Source organism: Pseudomonas sp. BCA17 (assembly GCF_004519405.1).
GTDB lineage: Bacteria > Pseudomonadota > Gammaproteobacteria > Pseudomonadales > Pseudomonadaceae > Aquipseudomonas.
In genome coordinates this window covers 403,248-421,828 of the sequence record NZ_SGWI01000004.1, presented here as the reverse complement: position 1 = coordinate 421,828, position 18,581 = coordinate 403,248, and the positions used below count along the sequence as shown (strand labels likewise).

Annotated in this window: 20 protein-coding genes and 1 pseudogene; 10 read left to right on the top strand and 11 right to left on the bottom strand. The window is 61.1% G+C overall.

The features are described 5' to 3' along the window. The first annotated feature begins 3 nt into the window (after window positions 1-3). On the top strand, window positions 4-906 hold the full coding sequence (locus EXW71_RS18100; protein WP_134657943.1) for a LysR family transcriptional regulator: 903 nt from the start codon (window positions 4-6) through the stop codon (window positions 904-906). On the opposite strand, the gene EXW71_RS18095 is transcribed toward EXW71_RS18100, so the two are convergent. Further along, window positions 898-1,656, bottom strand: coding sequence for a substrate-binding domain-containing protein (locus EXW71_RS18095; RefSeq protein WP_134658916.1), 759 nt, complete (start codon window positions 1,654-1,656; stop codon window positions 898-900). The genes EXW71_RS18100 and EXW71_RS18095 overlap by 9 nt on opposite strands. Further along, entirely contained in the window at window positions 1,656-2,960 is a 1,305-nt protein-coding gene (locus EXW71_RS18090; RefSeq protein WP_123715046.1) for an MFS transporter, read from the bottom strand. The genes EXW71_RS18095 and EXW71_RS18090 overlap by 1 nt, the downstream gene beginning before the upstream one ends. A gap of 108 nt (window positions 2,961-3,068) precedes the next feature. On the opposite strand from EXW71_RS18090, the gene EXW71_RS18085 reads away from it, so the two are divergent. Next, the gene (locus EXW71_RS18085; protein ID WP_123715047.1) at window positions 3,069-3,302 is read left to right on the top strand and encodes a hypothetical protein; all 234 of its coding nucleotides are present in this window, start codon (window positions 3,069-3,071) and stop codon (window positions 3,300-3,302) included. 14 nt (window positions 3,303-3,316) lie between these two features. On the opposite strand, the gene EXW71_RS18080 is transcribed toward EXW71_RS18085, so the two are convergent. Both EXW71_RS18080 and EXW71_RS28810 read right to left on the bottom strand, forming a co-directional pair. Further along, entirely contained in the window at window positions 3,317-3,706 is a 390-nt protein-coding gene (locus EXW71_RS18080; RefSeq protein ID WP_134657942.1) for a VOC family protein, read from the bottom strand. Window positions 3,707-3,749: 43 nt separating this feature from the next. Further along, window positions 3,750-3,926, bottom strand: a complete 177-nt coding sequence (locus tag EXW71_RS28810; protein WP_167659651.1) for a hypothetical protein — start codon at window positions 3,924-3,926, stop codon at window positions 3,750-3,752. A gap of 129 nt (window positions 3,927-4,055) precedes the next feature. Here EXW71_RS28810 and EXW71_RS18075 point away from each other — a divergent pair, with 129 nt between their 5' ends. The 3 genes from EXW71_RS18075 to EXW71_RS18065 all read left to right on the top strand — a co-directional run bounded on the left by EXW71_RS18075 (window position 4,056) and on the right by EXW71_RS18065 (window position 6,637). Continuing rightward, the gene (locus EXW71_RS18075) at window positions 4,056-4,991 is read left to right on the top strand and encodes a LysR substrate-binding domain-containing protein (RefSeq protein ID WP_134657941.1); all 936 of its coding nucleotides are present in this window, start codon (window positions 4,056-4,058) and stop codon (window positions 4,989-4,991) included. 25 nt (window positions 4,992-5,016) lie between these two features. Then, window positions 5,017-6,204, top strand: a complete 1,188-nt coding sequence (locus EXW71_RS18070) for a low temperature requirement protein A (protein WP_134657940.1) — start codon at window positions 5,017-5,019, stop codon at window positions 6,202-6,204. A 70-nt stretch (window positions 6,205-6,274) separates the two neighbouring features. Beyond that, window positions 6,275-6,637: a 5-carboxymethyl-2-hydroxymuconate Delta-isomerase gene (locus EXW71_RS18065; protein WP_123715051.1), complete on the top strand. Its 363-nt coding sequence runs from the start codon at window positions 6,275-6,277 to the stop codon at window positions 6,635-6,637. 83 nt (window positions 6,638-6,720) lie between these two features. On the opposite strand, the pseudogene EXW71_RS18060 reads toward EXW71_RS18065, so the two are convergent. Together EXW71_RS18060 and EXW71_RS18055 are read right to left on the bottom strand one after the other, a co-directional pair. After that, a pseudogene (locus tag EXW71_RS18060) lies at window positions 6,721-7,026 on the bottom strand (LysR family transcriptional regulator); the annotation flags it as partial. A 206-nt stretch (window positions 7,027-7,232) separates the two neighbouring features. Next, the gene (locus EXW71_RS18055) at window positions 7,233-8,858 is read right to left on the bottom strand and encodes a 5-guanidino-2-oxopentanoate decarboxylase (RefSeq protein WP_134657939.1); all 1,626 of its coding nucleotides are present in this window, start codon (window positions 8,856-8,858) and stop codon (window positions 7,233-7,235) included. 110 nt (window positions 8,859-8,968) lie between these two features. Here EXW71_RS18055 and EXW71_RS18050 point away from each other — a divergent pair, with 110 nt between their 5' ends. Next, complete coding sequence (locus EXW71_RS18050; protein WP_134657938.1) at window positions 8,969-9,850, top strand: LysR substrate-binding domain-containing protein; 882 nt, start codon at window positions 8,969-8,971, stop codon at window positions 9,848-9,850. Window positions 9,851-9,911: 61 nt separating this feature from the next. On the opposite strand, the gene EXW71_RS18045 is transcribed toward EXW71_RS18050, so the two are convergent. Both EXW71_RS18045 and EXW71_RS18040 read right to left on the bottom strand, forming a co-directional pair. After that, entirely contained in the window at window positions 9,912-10,526 is a 615-nt protein-coding gene (locus tag EXW71_RS18045; protein WP_134657937.1) for an NAD(P)-dependent oxidoreductase, read from the bottom strand. A 35-nt stretch (window positions 10,527-10,561) separates the two neighbouring features. Further along, on the bottom strand, window positions 10,562-11,428 hold the full coding sequence (locus tag EXW71_RS18040) for an MBL fold metallo-hydrolase (protein WP_134657936.1): 867 nt from the start codon (window positions 11,426-11,428) through the stop codon (window positions 10,562-10,564). A 105-nt stretch (window positions 11,429-11,533) separates the two neighbouring features. Here EXW71_RS18040 and EXW71_RS18035 point away from each other — a divergent pair, with 105 nt between their 5' ends. Next, window positions 11,534-12,439, top strand: a complete 906-nt coding sequence (locus tag EXW71_RS18035) for a LysR family transcriptional regulator (RefSeq protein ID WP_134657935.1) — start codon at window positions 11,534-11,536, stop codon at window positions 12,437-12,439. 100 nt (window positions 12,440-12,539) lie between these two features. Next, a complete protein-coding gene (locus EXW71_RS18030) occupies window positions 12,540-12,719 on the top strand; it encodes a hypothetical protein (RefSeq protein WP_134657934.1) in 180 nt (59 codons plus the stop codon). On the opposite strand, the gene EXW71_RS18025 is transcribed toward EXW71_RS18030, so the two are convergent. Next, the gene (locus EXW71_RS18025; protein WP_123715058.1) at window positions 12,712-13,587 is read right to left on the bottom strand and encodes a helix-turn-helix domain-containing protein; all 876 of its coding nucleotides are present in this window, start codon (window positions 13,585-13,587) and stop codon (window positions 12,712-12,714) included. The two genes, EXW71_RS18030 and EXW71_RS18025, sit on opposite strands and share 8 nt — an antisense overlap. Window positions 13,588-13,776: 189 nt before the next feature. Here EXW71_RS18025 and pobA point away from each other — a divergent pair, with 189 nt between their 5' ends. Further along, window positions 13,777-14,961: a 4-hydroxybenzoate 3-monooxygenase gene (gene pobA, locus EXW71_RS18020; protein ID WP_372241335.1), complete on the top strand. Its 1,185-nt coding sequence runs from the start codon at window positions 13,777-13,779 to the stop codon at window positions 14,959-14,961. A 67-nt stretch (window positions 14,962-15,028) separates the two neighbouring features. Then, entirely contained in the window at window positions 15,029-16,546 is a 1,518-nt protein-coding gene (locus EXW71_RS18015) for an MDR family MFS transporter (RefSeq protein WP_134657932.1), read from the top strand. A gap of 67 nt (window positions 16,547-16,613) precedes the next feature. Here the strand turns inward: EXW71_RS18015 and EXW71_RS18010 are convergent, their stop codons facing one another. Both EXW71_RS18010 and EXW71_RS18005 read right to left on the bottom strand, forming a co-directional pair. Beyond that, a complete protein-coding gene (locus tag EXW71_RS18010) occupies window positions 16,614-17,450 on the bottom strand; it encodes a cache domain-containing protein (RefSeq protein ID WP_134657931.1) in 837 nt (278 codons plus the stop codon). Window positions 17,451-17,499: 49 nt separating this feature from the next. Further along, window positions 17,500-18,264, bottom strand: a complete 765-nt coding sequence (locus EXW71_RS18005) for a transporter substrate-binding domain-containing protein (protein ID WP_134657930.1) — start codon at window positions 18,262-18,264, stop codon at window positions 17,500-17,502. Between the last annotated feature and the right edge of the window lie 317 nt (window positions 18,265-18,581).

Below are 18,581 nucleotides of genomic sequence, written 5' to 3'. Positions count from 1 at the left end.
TTCGTGAACATCAACTTCGACCTCAACGATCTCCAAGCCTTCCGCGCCGTGGTAGACAAAGGCAGTTTTCGCGCTGCCGCCGAGGCCATCAGAATCTCGCAACCGGCCCTCAGTCGACGTATCGAAAAACTCGAGTCCGCGCTCGCCGTGAAGCTGTTCGAGCGCACCACACGGCGCGTCAACCTGACCATGGTGGGCCGCGCGTTTCTACCCCAGGTGGAGCGTATTCTCGATGACCTCGACATTGCCTTGATGGGCATCAGCGATGTGGCGTCCACGCGGATGGGCAACGTAACCATTGCCTGCGTGCCGTCTACTGCCTATTACTTCATGCCCCATGTGATCTCCGAGTTTCACAAGCTCTACCCGAAGATTCGCCTGCGGGTGCTGGATGCCAGCGCCGGTGAGGTCTGCAATGCCGTGGAGAGCGGAGAGGCGGATTTCGGTGTGAGTTTCAGCGGCAGTCTGGCCGATGAGGTGGAGTTCGAACTGCTACTGCAGGAGCGTTACGTCCTGGCCTGCCGCCATGACCATCCATTGGGCGGGCGCCAGAGTGTGAGCTGGGCTGAAGCTTATGAACACGACTACATCACCGTGGACAAATCCTCGGGCAACCGGTTTCTGCTGGACCAGGCCCTGCGCGGCGTGCGGGTCAAGAAACCGAGTGTCTGCGAGACCCATCACGTGACTACCATGATCGGGCTGGTGGAGGCAGGATTGGGCGTGGCGATGGTGCCATCGATTGCGATGCCGCCCGGCACGCACCCGATCCTGGTGAGTGTGCCGCTGGTGGAACCGCAGGTAATGCGCAATGTGGGCTTGATCAAGCGCCGCGGGCGGACGTTGCCGCCGGCGGCGCTGGAGTTGGAGCGGTTGGTGCGTGAGATGCCGTTTCGGTCAGCGTGACACCGAGTCCAGGCCGGTGGACTGCACCACCGGTTGCGCCTCGGGTGAGGCCAGGAACTTCAGCAGTGCCCGCGCCTGCGCCGGATGTTCGGCATTGACCGGAATGCCCGCGGCAAAGCGCGTCACGGACTGCACGTCTTCCGGGATCTTGCCGACGTACGTCACCCCCGGTACCGGCAACAGTTCAGCCACCTGCTGCAAGCCCACCTCGTAGTCACCCTTGGCGACCTGTTCGGCCACCGGGAGGCGCTCGATCATGGTGCCCTTGGCGGGCATGCCGAGCTTCTTGAACAGCTCTTTCTCGACATACACACCGCTGGCGCTGTCCGAATACGCCACGGACTTGGCCTGGGTCAGCGCCGCCTTCAACTCGGCATCGGTGCTGATCGCAGGTTTGGCAGCACCTGCTTTCACCACCAGGCCGATGCGCGAATCCGCCAGTTCCACGCGGGACGCAGGGTCGACCTTGCCTTGCTTGATCAAGTCATCCAACGCATAGCCGACCATGATCACGACATCGGCGTGTTCGCCACGGGCCAGGCGGTTGGGAATCGCTTCCGGCGCCTTGCCCATGGACGGGCCCAGGATGGTATCCAGGGTGTCGCCGCTTTGCCGGGCATATTGCGGGCCGAGCAGTTTATAGGCAGCGGTAAAACCACCGGAGGTCATCACCTTGAGCTCTTCGGCCTGCGCCGTCAGCGCCAGGGTGCCGAAGGCCAGGGCCGTGAGGCTATTGAGCAGCGACCGCATCATACGGCCTCCCGCATTACCTGCCCGCGGGCATTGGCGCGACGGTACAGGGCCAAGGTCGAGCACAAGGCGCACAGCGCGGCAAACATCATCCAATAGGCCGGCGAAGCCTTGTCTTCGGTGACATGGATAAACCAGGTGGAGATCGCCGGGGTGAAACCACCGAAAATGGCAGTCGCCAGGCTATAGGCCAGGGAGAAACCGGCTACACGTACTTCCACCGGCATGATTTCGGTCAGGGCCGGGATCATTGCGCCGTTGTACATGCCGTAAAGGAAGGAGAACCACAGCAGGGTTTCCAGCATGTGTGCAAAGCTTGGCGCATTCACCACAAACGACAGCGCAGGGTAAGCGGTGAGTACGGTGAGGGCGGTCATCGCCACCAGCACCGGCTTGCGCCCGAAGCGGTCGCTCAACGTGCCGCCGATCGGCAACCAGACAAAGTTCGACACGGCCACCAGCAACGTCACCAGCAAGGCATCGGAAGTGCTCAGTTGCAACACGGTCTTGCCGAAGGTCGGCGCGTACACCGTGATCAGGTAGAAAGCCGTGGTGGTCATGGCGACCATCAGCATGCCGCCGATCACCATGGTCCAGTTCTTCGCCAGGGTCGCCAGTACTTCGCGCATGCTCGGACGGTGTTTGCGGTTGGCGAACTCTTCGGTTTCCTGCAGGTTGCGCCGCAGCACGAAGATGAACGGGATGATCACGCAACCGATGGCGAACGGGATGCGCCAGCCCCAGTCGGCCACTGTGGCCGGTTCCATCCACTGGTTCAGGCCATAACCCAGGGCGGCCGCGACCACGATGGAGATCTGTTGGCTGCCGGACTGCCAGCTGGTGTAGAAGCCTTTGCGGCCTGGGGTGGCCATTTCAGACAGGTACACCGACACACCGCCCAGTTCCGCACCCGCCGAAAAACCTTGCAGCAGACGACCCAGCAGCACCAGCAACGGCGCCCACAGACCAATGGTTTGATAACCCGGTACCAGCACGATCAGCAGCGTGCCGCTGGCCATGATCGACAAAGTCAGGATCAACCCTTTGCGGCGACCGACGTCATCGATGTAGGCACCCAGGATGATTGCGCCCAGCGGACGCATCAGGAAACCTGCGCCGAACACGGCGAAGGTCATCATTAATGACGCAAACTCATTGGCGGCGGGGAAGAACGCGGCAGCGATATAGGTGGCGTAGAAGCCGAACAGAAAGAAGTCGAACTGTTCGAGGAAGTTGCCCGAGGTAACGCGTAATACCGCACCTACTTTCGAAGGGGCAGCGTCGGGCCGGGAAGGGCTAGTCATGGTTTTTGTGTCTCCAGCGTTTTTTTTAAGAGCTTGTTTCGCTTAGGACCCGGGATAGTGGCTGACACATTAAGAAATGATAAGTGAGTTATTTGGATGAATTGATGCATGAAAGTTATCAAAGGGGAGCGGGCGACCAAAGTGCTCACCTTGTTCTATGCTGCACAGGTGACCCATTCTTACGGACGGGAGGTGGCTATGGATCATGAGCAGAAGAAGCGCGACGAGCCGGAGCATGAACAACCCCGGCAGCCGCGTGAGGAAAAACCCCAGACCTGGAAGCATCCTGATGACGGTACGGAACTGTCCGAGCTTGATCAGGAGCGTCCGCTCAAACCCTGAACAGGTGCACCCGATCAATGGATCGGGGTGCACAACTCCACCAGCGTTCCATCCGGGCAACGCACATAAGACACCACTTGCCCCCAGGGCTTCGTGCTCGGTGGCGACAGCTCTATTGCACCTTGTGCGAGGGCTCTGGCGTGGGCGATAAACACGTCTTCGGTGATGAAACCCACCTCCATCCCCAAAGGTTTGCGTGAGGCGTGGGCCTGCACATGGCCGCCGTCGAAATTCATGTCCGCCAATTCATGCGCGGCAAACGAAAGGGTGGTGTCGCCGGTCTCCAGCTCGCCATAGGTGCCTGACTCGTGCAGGAAACGGCGACTGAAGCCGAAGGCTATTTCAAAGAATGCCAGGGAGGCGGCAACGTCCGGCACATAGATAATGGTGTAGGCGAATTTCATGCTTGGCAGTCCTTGCTCTCAACCAGGTTGAGGCCATTTGAGATTAAACCAGCAGCGACGTCGGAAACCCCGCCGCCAGTACCATATAGGCGATCACCGTCGCCAGGCACAAGCCGATAAATACGCGCAGCAATGTCCTCACGGTGGGGTTGGCGATGAGGCGGACAACCCAGAGACAGAACCCGGCCACGACAATGGCCAAGGCGATAATGACCAGCACGATGGTGTTCCTGTGACCTTCAAGAGCTGATTTATAGTCCCAAAGCCGTTCGATGAACAGTGTTCACATAGACGCAGGCCCATGGGCTTTCTAAACTGCGCGATGTCTTGGGGAAAGGGGCAGGCGCCGATGAATCGTAATGAACTACGCAAGGCCGACATCAACCTGATGGTGGTCTTCGAAGCACTGATGCTCGAGCGCAACGTGACACGGGTGGCGGAGAAGCTGTTTCTCGGCCAGCCGACCATCAGTTCGGCCCTCAACCGTTTACGCACCTTGTTCAATGACCCGCTGTTCATACGCGTCGGTCACCGCATGGAACCGACGGCGCGGGCCGAGGAGATCATCCAGCACCTGTCGCCGGCCCTGGATTCGCTGTCGTCGGCCTTGAGCCTGACCCACGATTTCGACCCCTCCCTGAGCACCATGACCTTTCGCATCGGCCTGTCCGACGACGTCGAGTTCGGCCTGCTGCCGCCGTTGCTGCGGGCGTTGCGCCAGGAAGCGCCATCGGTGGTGTTTGTGGTGCAGCATGTGGATTACTGGCGTATCCCGGACTTGCTGGCTTCCGGTGATATCACGGTCGGCATCACCCAGACCCGCGGCCTGCCGGCCAACGCCAAACGTAAACTGTTGCGGCATATCCGCCCGTGCCTGTTGCGCGCCGATGCTTCGGACACACCGCTGACCCTCGACGAATATTGCGCACGGCCCCATGTGCTGGTGTCCCATACCGCCAACGTGTCCGGGTTTGCCGATGAATGGCTGGCGGAGATTGGCCGCAAGCGCCAGGTGGTGCTGTCGGTGCCGCAATACAGCGCGCTGCCGGCATTGCTCGCCGGCACCGACATGATCGCCAGCCTCCCGGACTACACCGCCCAGGCCATGGCCGCCGGCGGGCATCTGTTCTGCGAGCCGTTTCCGTTTGAAACCCCGACCCTGGACCTGTCCATGGTCTGGCTCAGCCATGTCGATACCGACCCGGCGGAACGCTGGATGCGCTCGCGCCTGGAAGCTTTCATGAGTGAGCGAGGCTTGCTGGCGGAGCCGCCGCCAAAATCTTGAGTCAACCCTTCAGGGAGAAGCACCGATGACCTTACCCCGTTCGTTACTACGTGGGCGCGGCAGTCAGGACAGTGGCAAGGTCGGCATGGTCGAGTTGTTCTTCGACCTGGTGTTTGTGTTTGCCGTGACCCAACTGTCCCATTCGCTGCTGGCCCACCTGACCTTGGTTGGCGCGGTGCAGGTGGCGCTGATGATGGTCGCGGTGTGGTGGGTGTGGATCTTCACTTCGTGGGTCACCAACTGGCTCGACCCGGAAAAAATCCCTGTGCGCCTCGGCCTGTTCGGCTTGATGGTAGCCGGTCTGTTGCTGTCGTCATCAATCCCCAAGGCCTTTACGGACCGAGGGCTGTTATTCGCCGGCGCCTACGTCTGCATGCAAGTGGGCCGTACGCTGTTTGCCTTGTGGGCCGTGCGTGGCGAGTCACTGAACATGATCCGCAATTTCCAGCGGATTCTGGTGTGGATGCTCTGCTCCGGTGTGTTCTGGCTGACCGGAGCGTTGCTGGAGGGCGAGCAGCGCCTGGCCTGCTGGGCGCTGGCGCTATTGATCGAGCTGATATCCCCGTCGGTGTATTTCTGGGTGCCGGGGCTTGGGCGTTCGACGCTGGCGGACTGGAATGTGGAAGGCAGTCACATGGCCGAACGCTGCGGCCTGTTTGTGATCATTGCCCTCGGGGAATCACTGCTGGTGACCGGCGCCACCTTCGCCGAGTTGCCTTGGAGTGTCGAAGGTTTCGGCGCCTTCCTGGTGGCCGTGGTGGGCAGTATCGCCCTGTGGTGGATCTATTTTGACAGCGGTGCCGAACGCGCTCATCACCGAATTGCCAGTTCCGCCGACCCAGGCCGACAGGCACGGATCGCCTACACCTACCTGCACGTGTTGATCGTGGCGGGGATCATTGTCAGCGCGGTGGCCGACGAGCTGGTGCTGGTGCACCCCGGGCATGCTAGCCAGGCGGGCGTGCTGGCGATCATCGCGGGTCCGGGGGTGTTTCTGCTAGGCAGTGCGTTGTTCAAATGGGTGATGACCAGCCGGCCGTTGCCACCGCTCTCGCACCTGGGCGGCGTGTTGATGTTGCTGGTGTTGTTACCGCTGGGCTGGCAACAGGTGTTTTCGGCGTTGGTGCTGGGGGCACTGACCACGGCGATCCTGGTAATCGTGGCATTTTGGGAGAATCGTTCGCTGCGCAGCGTGGCAGAAGTTTCACACTGAAAGCGCTCTGAATCAGCCCGGCTGCGTGCTATATGTATGACTCTTTTCCTACAACCATTGGGAGCTTTTAATGCCGCACCTGCATCTGGAATACACCGCCAACCTCACAGACCTGCCTGTCGAGAAAACCCTGTTGCGGCTCAACAACGTGCTGATGGCGTCCGGGCAGTTTGCGTCCGAGTTCGATATCAAGAGCCGCGCAGTGAAGGTGGAACATTTCCAGGTCGGCACCTCCCTCAGCCCCCGCGGTTTTATCGCGGTGAAGCTGTCACTGCTCAGCGGGCGGTCGCCGCAGATCAAGCAGCAGTTGTCGCAAAGCCTGTTGGCGGCATTGCAGGACCTGAGCGAATGGCCGGCGGACCTGCAGGTCCAGTTCAGTGTGCAATTGGTGGACATGGATCGCGAGTCCTACAGCAAAGTCGCGATCGGCTAAGGCTTATAGCAACGCCAGGTCGGCACATACCCACCGGTTCGTCATGGGCACGGTGCACGTGTGGGCCGACGCCATCACCAGGTCGAAGCGGCCTTTTGCTTCGGGTCGAAGGCCTGGCCACCGGCGTGGCACAGGTTGATGCTTTCCAGGATCTTGCGCACATGGCCATACATGGTGGTGGCCTTGTAGGTCGGGCGCATGCCGGCCCGCGTGTTGATAAACAGCTCGTCTTCAAAGCTGGTGCGCAGCTTCTTCAGGCTGTAGCTCACGGTGGACTGACTGACGAACAGCGTTTCGGATACCTCGGTAACGCTGCTCTGGTCATAGACGGCGATAAATACCATCAAGTCTTGCATATCGAGCTTTCTGAGCAAGTTACTGTTTAGCATCGGTTTCGTCCGTAAACCCGTTGTACCGAACTCAGTACAAGACTGCACAAAAGCTTAACGGAACGAGCGTGCCAATAGAAAGCTCTGTAGGCCGTTTCTATGTTTGGTGTGGGACAAATAATGTTGCTAACACGACGTCAGTCTCCGCCTGTGCGCTATCGCCGGTGCGTCACGTAGTCTCAATGCAGACACCGTGCAGTCCCCACTTATTCCGCCACCCCCTGCGTCCACAGGGCCTGGTCGACTTCAATCAGCGTCGGGCCCTGGCGGTCCATGGCGGCGCGCAATGCCGCCCGCAACGGCGCAATGCCGTGGGCGCTTTCGGCAGCACAGCCCAAGGCTTTGGCCACGCCGATAAAGTCCGGCGTATAGATGTCTACGCCCACCGGTTCTATGGCGCGGTTGACCATGTATTTCTTGATCTCTTCGTAACCCTGGTTATTCCACAGCAGCACAATGATCGGCGTACGGGCCTCCACTGCACTGGCCAGTTCCGGCAGGCTGAACTGGAGGCCGCCATCGCCGATCAGGCACACCACTGGCTGCCCGTCGCCACGTCCCAGCCAGGCGCCGATAGCGGCCGGCAAGGCATAGCCCAGGGTGCCGTAGCCGGTGGAGGAATTGAACCAGCGACGTGGATGGTCGAGGTTCAGGGTCAGGTTGCCGCTGTACACCGGTTGGGTGGAATCGCCCACCAGCACGGCGCCAGGCAGTTCATCCAGAATCGTGTTGAGGAACAGAGTCTGTGCGCGAGTGGCGGCATCCCACGCCGGCGTCAGTTCGGCCCACAGACGGGCGACTCGTTGCCTGCCCCAGGTCGAATCGCGAGCCGGCAATGGCCGGCTGTGCAAGTCGTCCAGCAACGCGGCGGCGGCCATTTGCGCGTCGGCCACCAGTGCCACCCGTGGCGGGTAGTTGCGCACGGTCTGGTCGGCGTCGATATCGATACGCAGCAGCGCGCCCGGGATCTCGAAGCCGCCGGCAAAGGTCACGTCGTAGTCGGTTTCCGCCAGTTCGGTGCCGATGGCCAGCACCACGTCGGCTTCGGCCACCAGCGCGCGTGTGGCGGCCAGGGTCTGGGTCGAGCCGATCAGCAGTGGATGAGAGGAGGGCAGCATGCCCTTGGCATTGATGGTCAGTGCTACCGGTGCACCGAGGGTTTCGGCCAGGCGCGTCAACTCAGGCGCGCCCCCAATGGCGCCGCCACCCGCCAGGATCAAAGGGCGTTTTGCTGCGGCAAGCAATTGGCCCATTTGCTTGACCGACGACGGCGCCGCGCCGGCCCGGGCCACGCTGACAGGCTCACAGCCCAGCAACGCATCGGCGTTTTCCACCAGCACATCCAGCGGGATTTCGATGTGTACGGGGCGCGGTCGACCGGCCTGGAACACTGCAAAGGCCCGCGCCAGTACGCCCGGCAATTCTGCGGCCGACATCAAGGTATGGGAGAACGCCGCCACGCCCGCGATCATTGCGCTCTGGTTCGGTAACTCATGCAACTTGCCGCGCCCGCCGCCCAATTGACTGCGCGATTGCACGCTGGAAATCACCAGCATCGGGATCGAGTCCGCATAGGCTTGGCCCATGGCGGTGGTGATATTGGTCATGCCGGGGCCGGTGATGATGAAGCACACGCCGGGCTTGCCGCGGGTACGCGCATAACCATCCGCCATAAACCCGGCACCCTGTTCATGGCGCGGGGTGACGTGACGGATGCCGGAACGCGCCAGGCCACGGTACAGCTCCACGGTGTGCACGCCGGGAATACCGAACACCTGGTCCACACCGTAGCGTTCCAGGAGGTTGACCAATACTTCGCCGCAGGTCGCCATACATGTCGCTCTTGTCAGGGATTCGAGGCGGTATTGGAGCGGCTCGGCGGTAGCGGCAACAATCGATAAAAAGTCATACTGGCCATGTCCTCACGTCATGGCTCACTGCAATGAAACGTCTTCCTCCGCTGCCCGCCTTGCACACATTTTGGGTCACCGCCCAGTGCTGCAATTTCACCCGCGCCGCCGAGCAATTGCATATCACCCAAGGCGCGGTGAGCCGGCAGATTGCCGGGCTGGAGAGCCATTTGGGCTACGCCTTGTTCCGGCGCCAGGCGCGGGGCTTGAGCCTGACCGAAGAGGGGCGGGAATGGTCCCTGCGTGTGCAGCAGGTGTTTGGCTTGATCTCGGACGCGCTGGAGCAGATCGGCGATCGTCGGGAAACCCTGCAACTCAAAGCGCCCACCTGTGCCATGCGGTGGCTGCTGCCGCGCCTGATGCAATGGCAGCGTGAACGTCCGGATGTGCCGGTGGAACTCACCACCTCCGTGGCCTACACCGTGGACTTTCGTCGCGAGTCATTCGACGCCGCGGTGGTCTATGCGCCCATTGCCGAGCAATCCGCCGAGGCGCGGCACTTGTTTGATGAGCAGCTCACGCCGGTCTGCGCACCTGTCTTGCTCGCTGGTTTGCAGACACCGGCGGACTTGCAGCACCAGGTGCTGCTGCACCCCACGCGGGACGGGCGGGATTGGGCGTTGTGGTTGAAAGCGGCGAATACGCGGTTGAGCAATCTGGCCCAGGGGCATCATTTCGAGACGCTGGATTTGGCCATGACGGTGGCGTCACAAGGTTCAGGCGTGGCGATCGGCGACAGCGCGCTGATTGGCGAAGATCTGAAAGCGGGGCGCTTGGCGACGCCGTTTGAATTGAAGGTACCGACGGGGATGGCGTATTACCTGGTATATCCAGCGGGAGCCGAGCCCTCGCCAGGGCTGGAAGCATTGATGAGTTGGCTGGTGAGCCAGGCGCAATGTGGGAGGCGGGGTTAAGGCTTTTGGTAGGCGCGAGCAAGCTCGCGCCTACAGCTGTAAAGCTTGCCCCTCCCGCAGATCAGTAGCCGACGGTGAAGCGCTGGCGGGAGTGCTTCGGTGATTCAACTTCGTCGATCAAGGCGATAGCGAAGTCAGCGAAGCTGATCCAACTGCGGCCTTCGCTGCTCACCAGCAAATCATCCTGGCCCAAGCGGAATTTCCCGGTGCGCTCGGTTTCCACGAACTCCGCCGATGGCGACAGGAACGTCCAATCCAATTCTTTCTCCTGGCGCAGTGCGTCGAGAAACTCCGCGCCCGCGCTGGCTTCAGCTTTGTATTCGGCAGGGAAGCCCGGGCTGTCGATCACGCGCCCGCCACCCGGCAGCAGCAACGAACCAGCACCACCTACCACCAGCAGGCGTTTCACGCCGGCCTTTTTCACCGGGCCGATCACGGCACTGGCGGGCAGGGTGGAGAAGTGCGCGGCACTGATCACCACGTCATTGCCGCTCACCGCCTGTTGCAGGGCGTTGGCATCCAGGGCGTCGACTTGCTTGACGGTCACGCCCGGGCGCGCCGTCAGTTTGTCGGTATTACGAGCGATGGCGGTGACGGTATGTCCACGGCGCAGCGCTTCTTCCAGCAGTTGGCTACCGGCACGGCCGGTGGCCCCAATGATTGCAATCTTGCTCATGACATTCTCCAGTACGATCAGGGTTTAAAAACCAATCACCACTTCATTTCGCCCTTGGCGACTTTGGCGCTCAGTTCCAGCGAACTTTCGTCGGCGAGGGGCGGGTAACGCTTCTTCATGGCTGCGATCAGGGCGGCGGAGTCCTTGGCCTTGGCCGTCTCGATATCGAAGGCTTTGATGTAGTCAGCGGTAAACGCCACGGATTCGAGCGATGGGCTGCCCAGGTAGTGACCCGGAATCACCGTGTGCGGTTTCAGTTGTTCGATGCGTTGCAGGGTCGCCAGCCAATCTTTGTGGGACTGGGCGCTCTGGGTGTCGGCCATCCACACGTGGATGTTTTCTGCCACGACCACGCCACCGACGACGGCCTTGATCGACGGGATCCACACAAAGCTGCGATCCGGCTGCGGGCCGTCCAGGCCGACGACTTCCAGTTGCTCACCTTCAAGCGTCAGGCTGTGGCCTTCAAGCACTTGCGGCACGAGGGTTTTGGCCGGTTTGTCGGCGCCCATTTTCGGACCCCAGAATGCCAGTTTGCCGGCCACGGTGGCCTTGATGTGGTCGACCACCGGTTGCGGCGCCAGCACCTTGGCGTCGGGGAAGGCCGCGGTCAGGGTATCGAGGCCGAAGTAGTAGTCCGGGTCGCCGTGGCTGATGTAGATGGTGGTCAGGTGTTTGCCGCTGGCGCGAATTTTCTGCACCAGTTGCTCAGCCTGGCCTTTGCCGAATTGCGCATCCACCAGGATCGCGTCTTTGGCTCCGCTGACCAGCACCGAGCTGACCGGGAAGATCGCCGCTTCGCCTGGGTTGTACACGTCGAGTTTGAGGTCTGCCGCTGCCGCGTGGGCTGCAAAGGCCAGGGCGGCGGTGGCCAGGGTCAAGCGTTTGAAGGTTGAAAACATCGGGCAGCTCCTGCCATCGGTAAGGGATGTACAGAGCTTAGTTGCACCAAACGCAACAAAAAATGCGATGCTTGGACATAGTTTGTTTCTAAAATCGGGCAAATCATGGATCGTCTTCAAGCAATGCGCGTGTTTGTGACGGTGGTGGACTTGGGCAGCCAATCCGCCGCCGCCGACCATCTGGACCTGTCGCGCCCGGTGGTGTCGCGCTATTTGGCCGTACTGGAAGACTGGGTCGGCGCGCGCCTGCTGCACCGCACCACGCGCAAGCTGAGCCTGACCGCCGCCGGCAGTGAAACTCTGCCGCGTTGCCGGCAATTGCTGGAGCTGTGCTGCGACATGCAAGCCGCCGTCAGCGAGCCCGATGAGGCACCCCGTGGCCTGTTGCGTTTGAGTGTCAGCACCTCGTTCGGCCAGGCGCAATTGGCGGACGCCATCGCCGAGTACGTCAAGCGCTACCCCTTGGTGACGGTGGATATGCAAATGCTCGACCGTACCGTGAACCTGGTGGACGAACGCATCGACGTAGCGATCCGCATCAGTAATGACCTGGACCCGAACCTGATTGCCCGGCGCCTGACCGTCTGTCGCTCCGTGGTGTGTGCTTCACCAGCCTACTTGCTGGAGCACCCCGCCCCGCAGAAGGTCGAGGACCTGGCCCGCCACAACTGCTTGACCCACTCTTATTTCGGCAAAAGCCTGTGGCATTTCGAAGAGGGAGGCGAGCATGTCTCGGTACCGGTGCAGGGCAACATCACTGCCAACGAATCCAGCACCCTGTTGCGTGCGACCCTGGCCGGGGCGGGCGTGTCGCAACTGCCCAGCTACCAGGCCGGTGACTACGTGCGCCGTGGCGAGTTGGTGCGTTTGCTACCCCAGGCAGAACCTCGGCATTTGAGCATTTACGCGGTGTACGCTTCACGCAAGCACATGCCCTCGGCCCTGCGCAGCCTGCTGGATTTTCTGGTGCTGCGCTTTCCCGACGAGCCTGCTTGGGATGCCGGCCTGTAAACCGACATCAATCTATTGAATGACGCCCGATAATGGCAACTCGCCCTGACTGACCTATGCTTTAAACAGCACTGTCTAGATCCGTTCAGAGGTCTGTGCCATGAGCATCAAAACCAGAAAGTACCTGATGATTTTCACCCTCAGCGCATTCGCCACCGCGCTGTACGGGACTGCCGCCTACCGCGTTGAACAAACGCGCCTGCAACCGGCGGCTTTCGCGATCAGTTGTCACCAGGACCAATGCGTGCCCCGCACCGGCAGTTTCAGCGCGCTCAGGTAGGCTGATCGGCCTTTAATTGCTCGCGAAACGCCTTGGGCGAGAACCCGACCCGTCGACGAAACAGCCGGGAGAAATTGGTTGGGTCGGAAAACCCCAACACCTCCGACATTTCATTGATGGTCATGCTGGTGTAGGTCAGCAAGCGCTTGGCTTCCAGCAACTGGCGGTCGTGCATGATCTGCAACGCCGGTTGGCCGCCCAATTCCCGACACGTCCCGTTCAGGTGTGAGACCGAGATGCCCAGCTTGTGAGCCAGGTCTTCAATCTTGGGGTGTTCGCGGTAATGCTGTTCGACCAACTGGGTGAACCGGCGAAAATACTCGCGGCCCCTGGGCGCGCGCGGATGGCGGCGCTGGATCGCCTGGCGGCTGATCCACACCAGCAGCACGCTGACCAGAGCATGCATCATCATTTCGCGTGCCGGTTGTTCGTCGGCGTATTCGTCCTGCAGGCGGGCGAACTGCGCGTTGAGGTAATCGGCGTCTTTACCTGCCGGATAATTTCCCAGCGTCTGCAGGCCTCCGGCCGTGGCGCCCAACTGCGCCTGCAGGTGGCTCACCAATGGCGCCGACAGAGTCACCACGTAGCCTTCCACCTCTTCGGCAAACCTGAACCCGTGCACACACATGGGCGGCAGGACTTGCAGGGTGGCCTCGTTGAGCGTGGTGCGTTGGCCTTCGATTTCCAGGTGCGCCTGGCCTTTGTGGACGTAGAGTAACTGGCACAGATCCGCGTGCCGGTGGGGTTGGATTTCCCACTGGTATTCCCGACTCCTTCGGGAAATGGTTTCGCAGTGCAACAAATCGGGGGTTGGCCATTGCTGGCTTTCCCCGTAAAGCTTGAAGACCGGAATCGCGGTATTGGTCATGGTTTCAATCCGATACTCAGGACAGTAGTGCGGTAATCGCCCAAATTGGCAAAAAGCGCAGGCTTTATGGCAGTTCTCACCTTCTTATGCTGCCCGCTCAAGTGAAAAATGTCAGCCACAAGACCAATGACAACTCTTTCACTTGATCAGTTCGGGTGAAGCCTGCGGGTGATAAAAATAATGAAAACGCTGAATACTCAAGTCGCCATCATCGGTGCCGGTCCTTCCGGATTGTTGCTCGGCCAGTTGTTGCATAACGCGGGTATCCAGACCCTCATCCTAGAGCGTCAAAGTGCCGATTACGTGCAAGGCCGCATCCGCGCCGGGGTGCTGGAGCAGGGCATGGTCGACCTGCTGCGCGAGGCGGGCGTCAGCCGACGTATGGACGCCGAAGGGCTGGTGCATGATGGTTTCGAGTTGGCACTCAATGGCGAGCTGACCCACATCGACCTCAAATCCCTGACCGATGGCCAATCGGTCATGATCTACGGCCAGACCGAAGTCACCCGCGATCTCATGGCGGCCCGCGCCGCTGCTGGCGCCGTGACGTTGTACGAAGCGTCCAATGTGCAGCCCCATGACCTGAAAAGTGAACGTCCCTGGCTGACCTTCGAACATCAGGGCGAAACCTTTCGCCTGGAGTGCGACTACATCGCCGGTTGCGACGGTTTCCACGGCGTGGCCCGGCAGTCGATTCCGGCCGAATCGCTCAACGTCTTCGAACGGGTCTACCCCTTCGGTTGGCTGGGCATCCTGGCCGACACGCCGCCGATCCATGCCGAACTGGTGTACGCCAAACACGCGCGCGGCTTCGCCCTGTGCAGCATGCGTTCACCGACCCGCAGCCGCTATTACCTGCAAGTGCCGGTGGACGAATCGCTGGAAGAATGGCCGGACGAGCGCTTCTGGGACGAACTGAAAAAACGCCTGCCGGGTCCGCTTGCGCAACAGTTGGTCACCGGCCCGTCGATCGAGAAAAGCATCGCGCCATTGCGCAGCTTCGTGGTGGAGCCGATGCAGTACGGGCGCCTGTTCCTGCTGGGGGATGCCGCGCACATCGTGCCACCGACCGGCGCCAAGGGCCTGAACCTGGCGGCCAGTGATGTGAGTACGTTGTATCGGATCTTGCTCAAGGTGTACCGCGAAGGGCGGGTGGACTTGCTGGATAAGTATTCCGCCATCTGCTTGCGTCGCGTCTGGAAGGCCGAACGGTTTTCCTGGTGGATGACCTCGATGCTGCATGAGTTTCCGGAAGCGGACGGCTTCAGTCAGCGGATTGCACAGAGTGAACTCGAATACTTCATCCATTCGCAGGCGGGCCGTAAAACCATCGCAGAAAATTACGTCGGACTTCCTTACGAAGCTATCGAGTAGCCTGCTATCGTATCGAGCATTCCCGCCGGCCTTTCCTGCCTGGCGGGCTCTGCTCGAAGGTTCTGCCGTGACCCACCTGAATCAGCCTGCCCCATCCGTTCCCGCCGTACGCAGCGTGCTCGTCGCCCTGATGATGGCGATCTTCCTCGGCGCCCTGGACCAGACCATTGTGGCCGTGTCGATGCCGGCCATTTCCTCGCAGTTCCATGACGTCAACCTGCTGGCCTGGGTGATCTCCGGCTACATGGTGGCGATGACGGTGGCGGTGCCGATCTACGGCAAGCTCGGCGACTTGTACGGGCGGCGGCCGATGATGCTGATCGGCATGGGCGTGTTCACCCTGGCCTCATTGTTCTGCGGCATGGCGCAAAGCATGGAGCAACTGGTGCTGGCGCGGATTCTCCAGGGCATCGGCGCCGGCGGAATGATCTCGGTGAGCCAGGCCATCATCGGCGATATCATCCCACCTCGCGAGCGGGGGCGTTATCAGGGCTATTTCAGCAGCATGTACGCGGTGGCGAGTGTGGCCGGGCCGGTGTTGGGCGGTTATATGACCGAGTATCTGTCCTGGCGCTGGGTATTTTTGATCAACCTGCCGCTGGGCGCCGGTGCCTGGTATGTGGCCCATCGCACGCTGGTAGGGCTGCCGGTGCCGCAACGCACACCGATCATCGACTACCTCGGCACCGTCCTGATGATCATCGGCCTGACGGCCTTGTTGCTGGGCATCACCGAAATCGGCCAGGGCCATCATTGGCGCGATGAGCAGGTGCTGGGGTTGTTGGCCTGTGCGTTGGTGGCGCTGAGCGTATTTGTGTGGCACGAACGCCGCGCACGCGAGCCGTTGCTGCCCATGCACCTGTTCGCCAACCGCAGCGCGGTGCTGTGCTGGTGCACGATTTTCTTCACCAGCTTCCAGGCGATTTCCCTGACGGTATTGATGCCCTTGCGTTATCAGACGGTGACCGGCTCGGGGGCCGACAGCGCAGCCTTGCACCTGCTGCCGCTGGCCATGGGCTTGCCGATGGGCGCCTACTTTGCCGGGCGCATGACCTCGGTGACCGGTCGTTATAAACCGATGATTCTCACCGGCGCGCTGTTGAGTCCTTTCGCCATCCTTGGCATGGCCTACAGCGCACCGCAGGCGGTCGGGCTGACGGCGATCTTTATGCTGCTGTGCGGAATCGCTGCCGGCATGCAGTTCCCGACCTCCCTGGTCGGCACACAAAACTCCGTTGAACAACGGGACATCGGCGTCGCCACCAGCACCACCAACCTGTTCCGTTCGTTGGGCGGGGCGGTTGGGGTGGCGTGTATGTCGGCACTGTTGCTGGCGCTGTTGCAGGACTCCACCTTTGCCCACCTGGCCAGCGGTTCGTTGGTTGCAGAGGGCAGTTCCGGCAACGTGTTGCTCGATGGCCTGAACGCCGCGCCAGGCCCGGCCCGGGATGCCCTGCGCGGCGAGTTGGCGGTGACGTTCAGGCATCTGTTGATGGTGAGTGCGGCAGTGTCGTTGCTGGGGCTGGCGGCGGCGATTGCGATGCCGAATCGCCTGTTGCGTGGCCGCGAAGATAAAGCTCGATAACTGACAGGATGAAGCGCGAAATGTGGGCGAGGGCGTGCTCCCACATTTGATTGCACTCCACCCCGGATCAAGGGCTGTAGTAACCCACCGCCACCATGAAATGCCCGGCCTTGCGCAGGTACGCATGCTTGTTCTCGACCTTGTCGGTCACCGGGTTTTTCCAGCGGTATTTGTATTCACTCTGGTCCTGTTGGGCCATCAGATGCAGGATCGGCTCGCCGACGGGCTTGCCGTCCGGGTCCTTGATCTTGCTGAAGTCAGTATTGACCAGCCGCAGGTTGGTGCCGTGGGCCACATAGCGCCGGGTGTCCAGGTCCACGATGAACACATACAGATCATCCTGCAGGAAGCCGCCTTCCAGTGAGTTGATCGCCTTGAGCGTACCGGCCTCATCCTTGACCAGCGCTTTCACCGCTTTGTCGCGCAATGCTCGCGCCTGTTCCGGCGTAGCCCGTGGCAAGTAGTAACCCACCGCCAGGATGCGCTGGCCCACGCGCTGATAGAACACGTGCTTGTGTTCGACCTTGCCATCGTTCCAGTTCTGCCAGCGGTAGTCGGCCTGCTGGATACCCTGGCCTTCCGGCACGGCCAGCGCCTGTTTGAACGAGGCTTGCAGGTCCGGGCCGAGTAGCTCGGACACATCGCGCCCGATCAAGGCGGAGGAAGGCCCGCCGCTGGCCAGCAGCACACCCTGGGTGTCGACCACAAATACGTAGCGGTCGTGGTCGATAAACTCGCCCTGGCGGCTGAACGCCGCGAAGGCCTTGTCGCCGTTGTTCTGGTAGTAAGCCAGGGCTTTTTCCAGCAGATGCTTGGCCGCCTGGGCGTCCTCGTCCTGCGTGGCCGCGTGCACCTGGCTGAAACACAACAGCAACAGCCAGGTGATTCTGAGTAATCCCTTCATGCCCCGTCCTCATTCTTATTGATGTGACAACAGCGTAGACGGCTGTAGCTCAGGGCGCCGCCAGCCATTGACTGACGATGCGCTCGTACTCCCCGGTGGCCACGCTCAGGTGCAGCCATTGATCGACGTAGCTTTTCCACGCTACATCATCGCGGGGCAGCAGGAAGGCTTTTTCGCTGTACTGCATTTGCTGCTGCGGATTGACCGCGCACAGCCCGGGTTTCTGTTTTTGCTGGTAACGCGCTTCGCTGGCATCGGTGATCATCACGTCGGCCTTGCCCGCCAGCAGTTCATCGAAAATCGTCACATTGTCATGCAGGCGTATCTGCGCCTGGCCCAGATGGGCACGGGCAAATACTTCATTGGTGCCGCCGGCGGGCTCGATTACGCGCACCTGCGGCTGGTTGATCTGCTCGACGGTCTGGTAGCGTTGCACATCGGCGCAGCGCACCAACGGGATCTTGCCGTCGACGCCCAGCGATTGGCTGAAAAAGGCTTTTTTCTGGCGTTCCAGCGACACGGAAATGCCGCCCACGGCGATGTCGCAACGTTGGGCGAGGAAGTCCGGCATCAGGGTTTTCCAGGTGGTGGGCACCCAATGGATCTTCGCGTTGAGGCTCTTGGCCAAGGATTCGGCCATGGCAATGTCGATGCCTTCATAGCCGCCGTCGGCGCGCAGCGCGGAGTAAGGCTTGTAGTCGCCGGTGGTGCAGACGGCCAGCGTGCCGCGTTGAAGCACATCGTCCAGGCGCGAATCGGCCAGGGCGTAGGAGGTCAGACTTGCCAATAGACAGAAGGCCAGTGGAGCTTTCATGCGGTCGAGTCCTTGGGGCATGGGCGGGGCCGTCATTATTTCCAGCGGGCCGGGGGATAGCAATGTTTAGCCGAGTTGCAACCAAACTCCGCCAACCCTGAATTGAACAACCGTTGTGTGCGTGTGACGCTGGCAGGCCTCTAGCTCACTGTGGCTTACACATGGATGGTTCCCCCGACACTCACCCCGAGACATCGCCTGGCGCTGTGGTGCCGAGCGGTTCGACGGTCGTCGAGGCGCTGCCATCCGAGCTGGCATTCTGGGCACTGTTCCACTGCCGTCATGCCCGCCCACCCGATACCCCTCTCGTACGTTGA

Coding starts and splice junctions, on each gene's coding strand:
- EXW71_RS18065 (WP_123715051.1), top strand. CDS start 6,275: ATGCCGCACCTGCATCTGGAATACACCGCCAACCTCACAGACCTGCCT.
- EXW71_RS18010 (WP_134657931.1), bottom strand. CDS start 17,450: ATGAAGGGATTACTCAGAATCACCTGGCTGTTGCTGTTGTGTTTCAGC.
- EXW71_RS18075 (WP_134657941.1), top strand. CDS start 4,056: ATGAATCGTAATGAACTACGCAAGGCCGACATCAACCTGATGGTGGTC.
- EXW71_RS18055 (WP_134657939.1), bottom strand. CDS start 8,858: ATGGCGACCTGCGGCGAAGTATTGGTCAACCTCCTGGAACGCTACGGT.
- EXW71_RS18050 (WP_134657938.1), top strand. CDS start 8,969: ATGAAACGTCTTCCTCCGCTGCCCGCCTTGCACACATTTTGGGTCACC.
- EXW71_RS18070 (WP_134657940.1), top strand. CDS start 5,017: ATGACCTTACCCCGTTCGTTACTACGTGGGCGCGGCAGTCAGGACAGT.
- EXW71_RS18025 (WP_123715058.1), bottom strand. CDS start 13,587: ATGACCAATACCGCGATTCCGGTCTTCAAGCTTTACGGGGAAAGCCAG.
- EXW71_RS18095 (WP_134658916.1), bottom strand. CDS start 1,656: ATGCGGTCGCTGCTCAATAGCCTCACGGCCCTGGCCTTCGGCACCCTG.
- EXW71_RS18045 (WP_134657937.1), bottom strand. CDS start 10,526: ATGAGCAAGATTGCAATCATTGGGGCCACCGGCCGTGCCGGTAGCCAA.
- EXW71_RS18090 (WP_123715046.1), bottom strand. CDS start 2,960: ATGACTAGCCCTTCCCGGCCCGACGCTGCCCCTTCGAAAGTAGGTGCG.
- EXW71_RS18035 (WP_134657935.1), top strand. CDS start 11,534: ATGGATCGTCTTCAAGCAATGCGCGTGTTTGTGACGGTGGTGGACTTG.
- EXW71_RS18080 (WP_134657942.1), bottom strand. CDS start 3,706: ATGAAATTCGCCTACACCATTATCTATGTGCCGGACGTTGCCGCCTCC.
- EXW71_RS18030 (WP_134657934.1), top strand. CDS start 12,540: ATGAGCATCAAAACCAGAAAGTACCTGATGATTTTCACCCTCAGCGCA.
- EXW71_RS18085 (WP_123715047.1), top strand. CDS start 3,069: ATGAAAGTTATCAAAGGGGAGCGGGCGACCAAAGTGCTCACCTTGTTC.
- EXW71_RS18040 (WP_134657936.1), bottom strand. CDS start 11,428: ATGTTTTCAACCTTCAAACGCTTGACCCTGGCCACCGCCGCCCTGGCC.
- EXW71_RS18005 (WP_134657930.1), bottom strand. CDS start 18,264: ATGAAAGCTCCACTGGCCTTCTGTCTATTGGCAAGTCTGACCTCCTAC.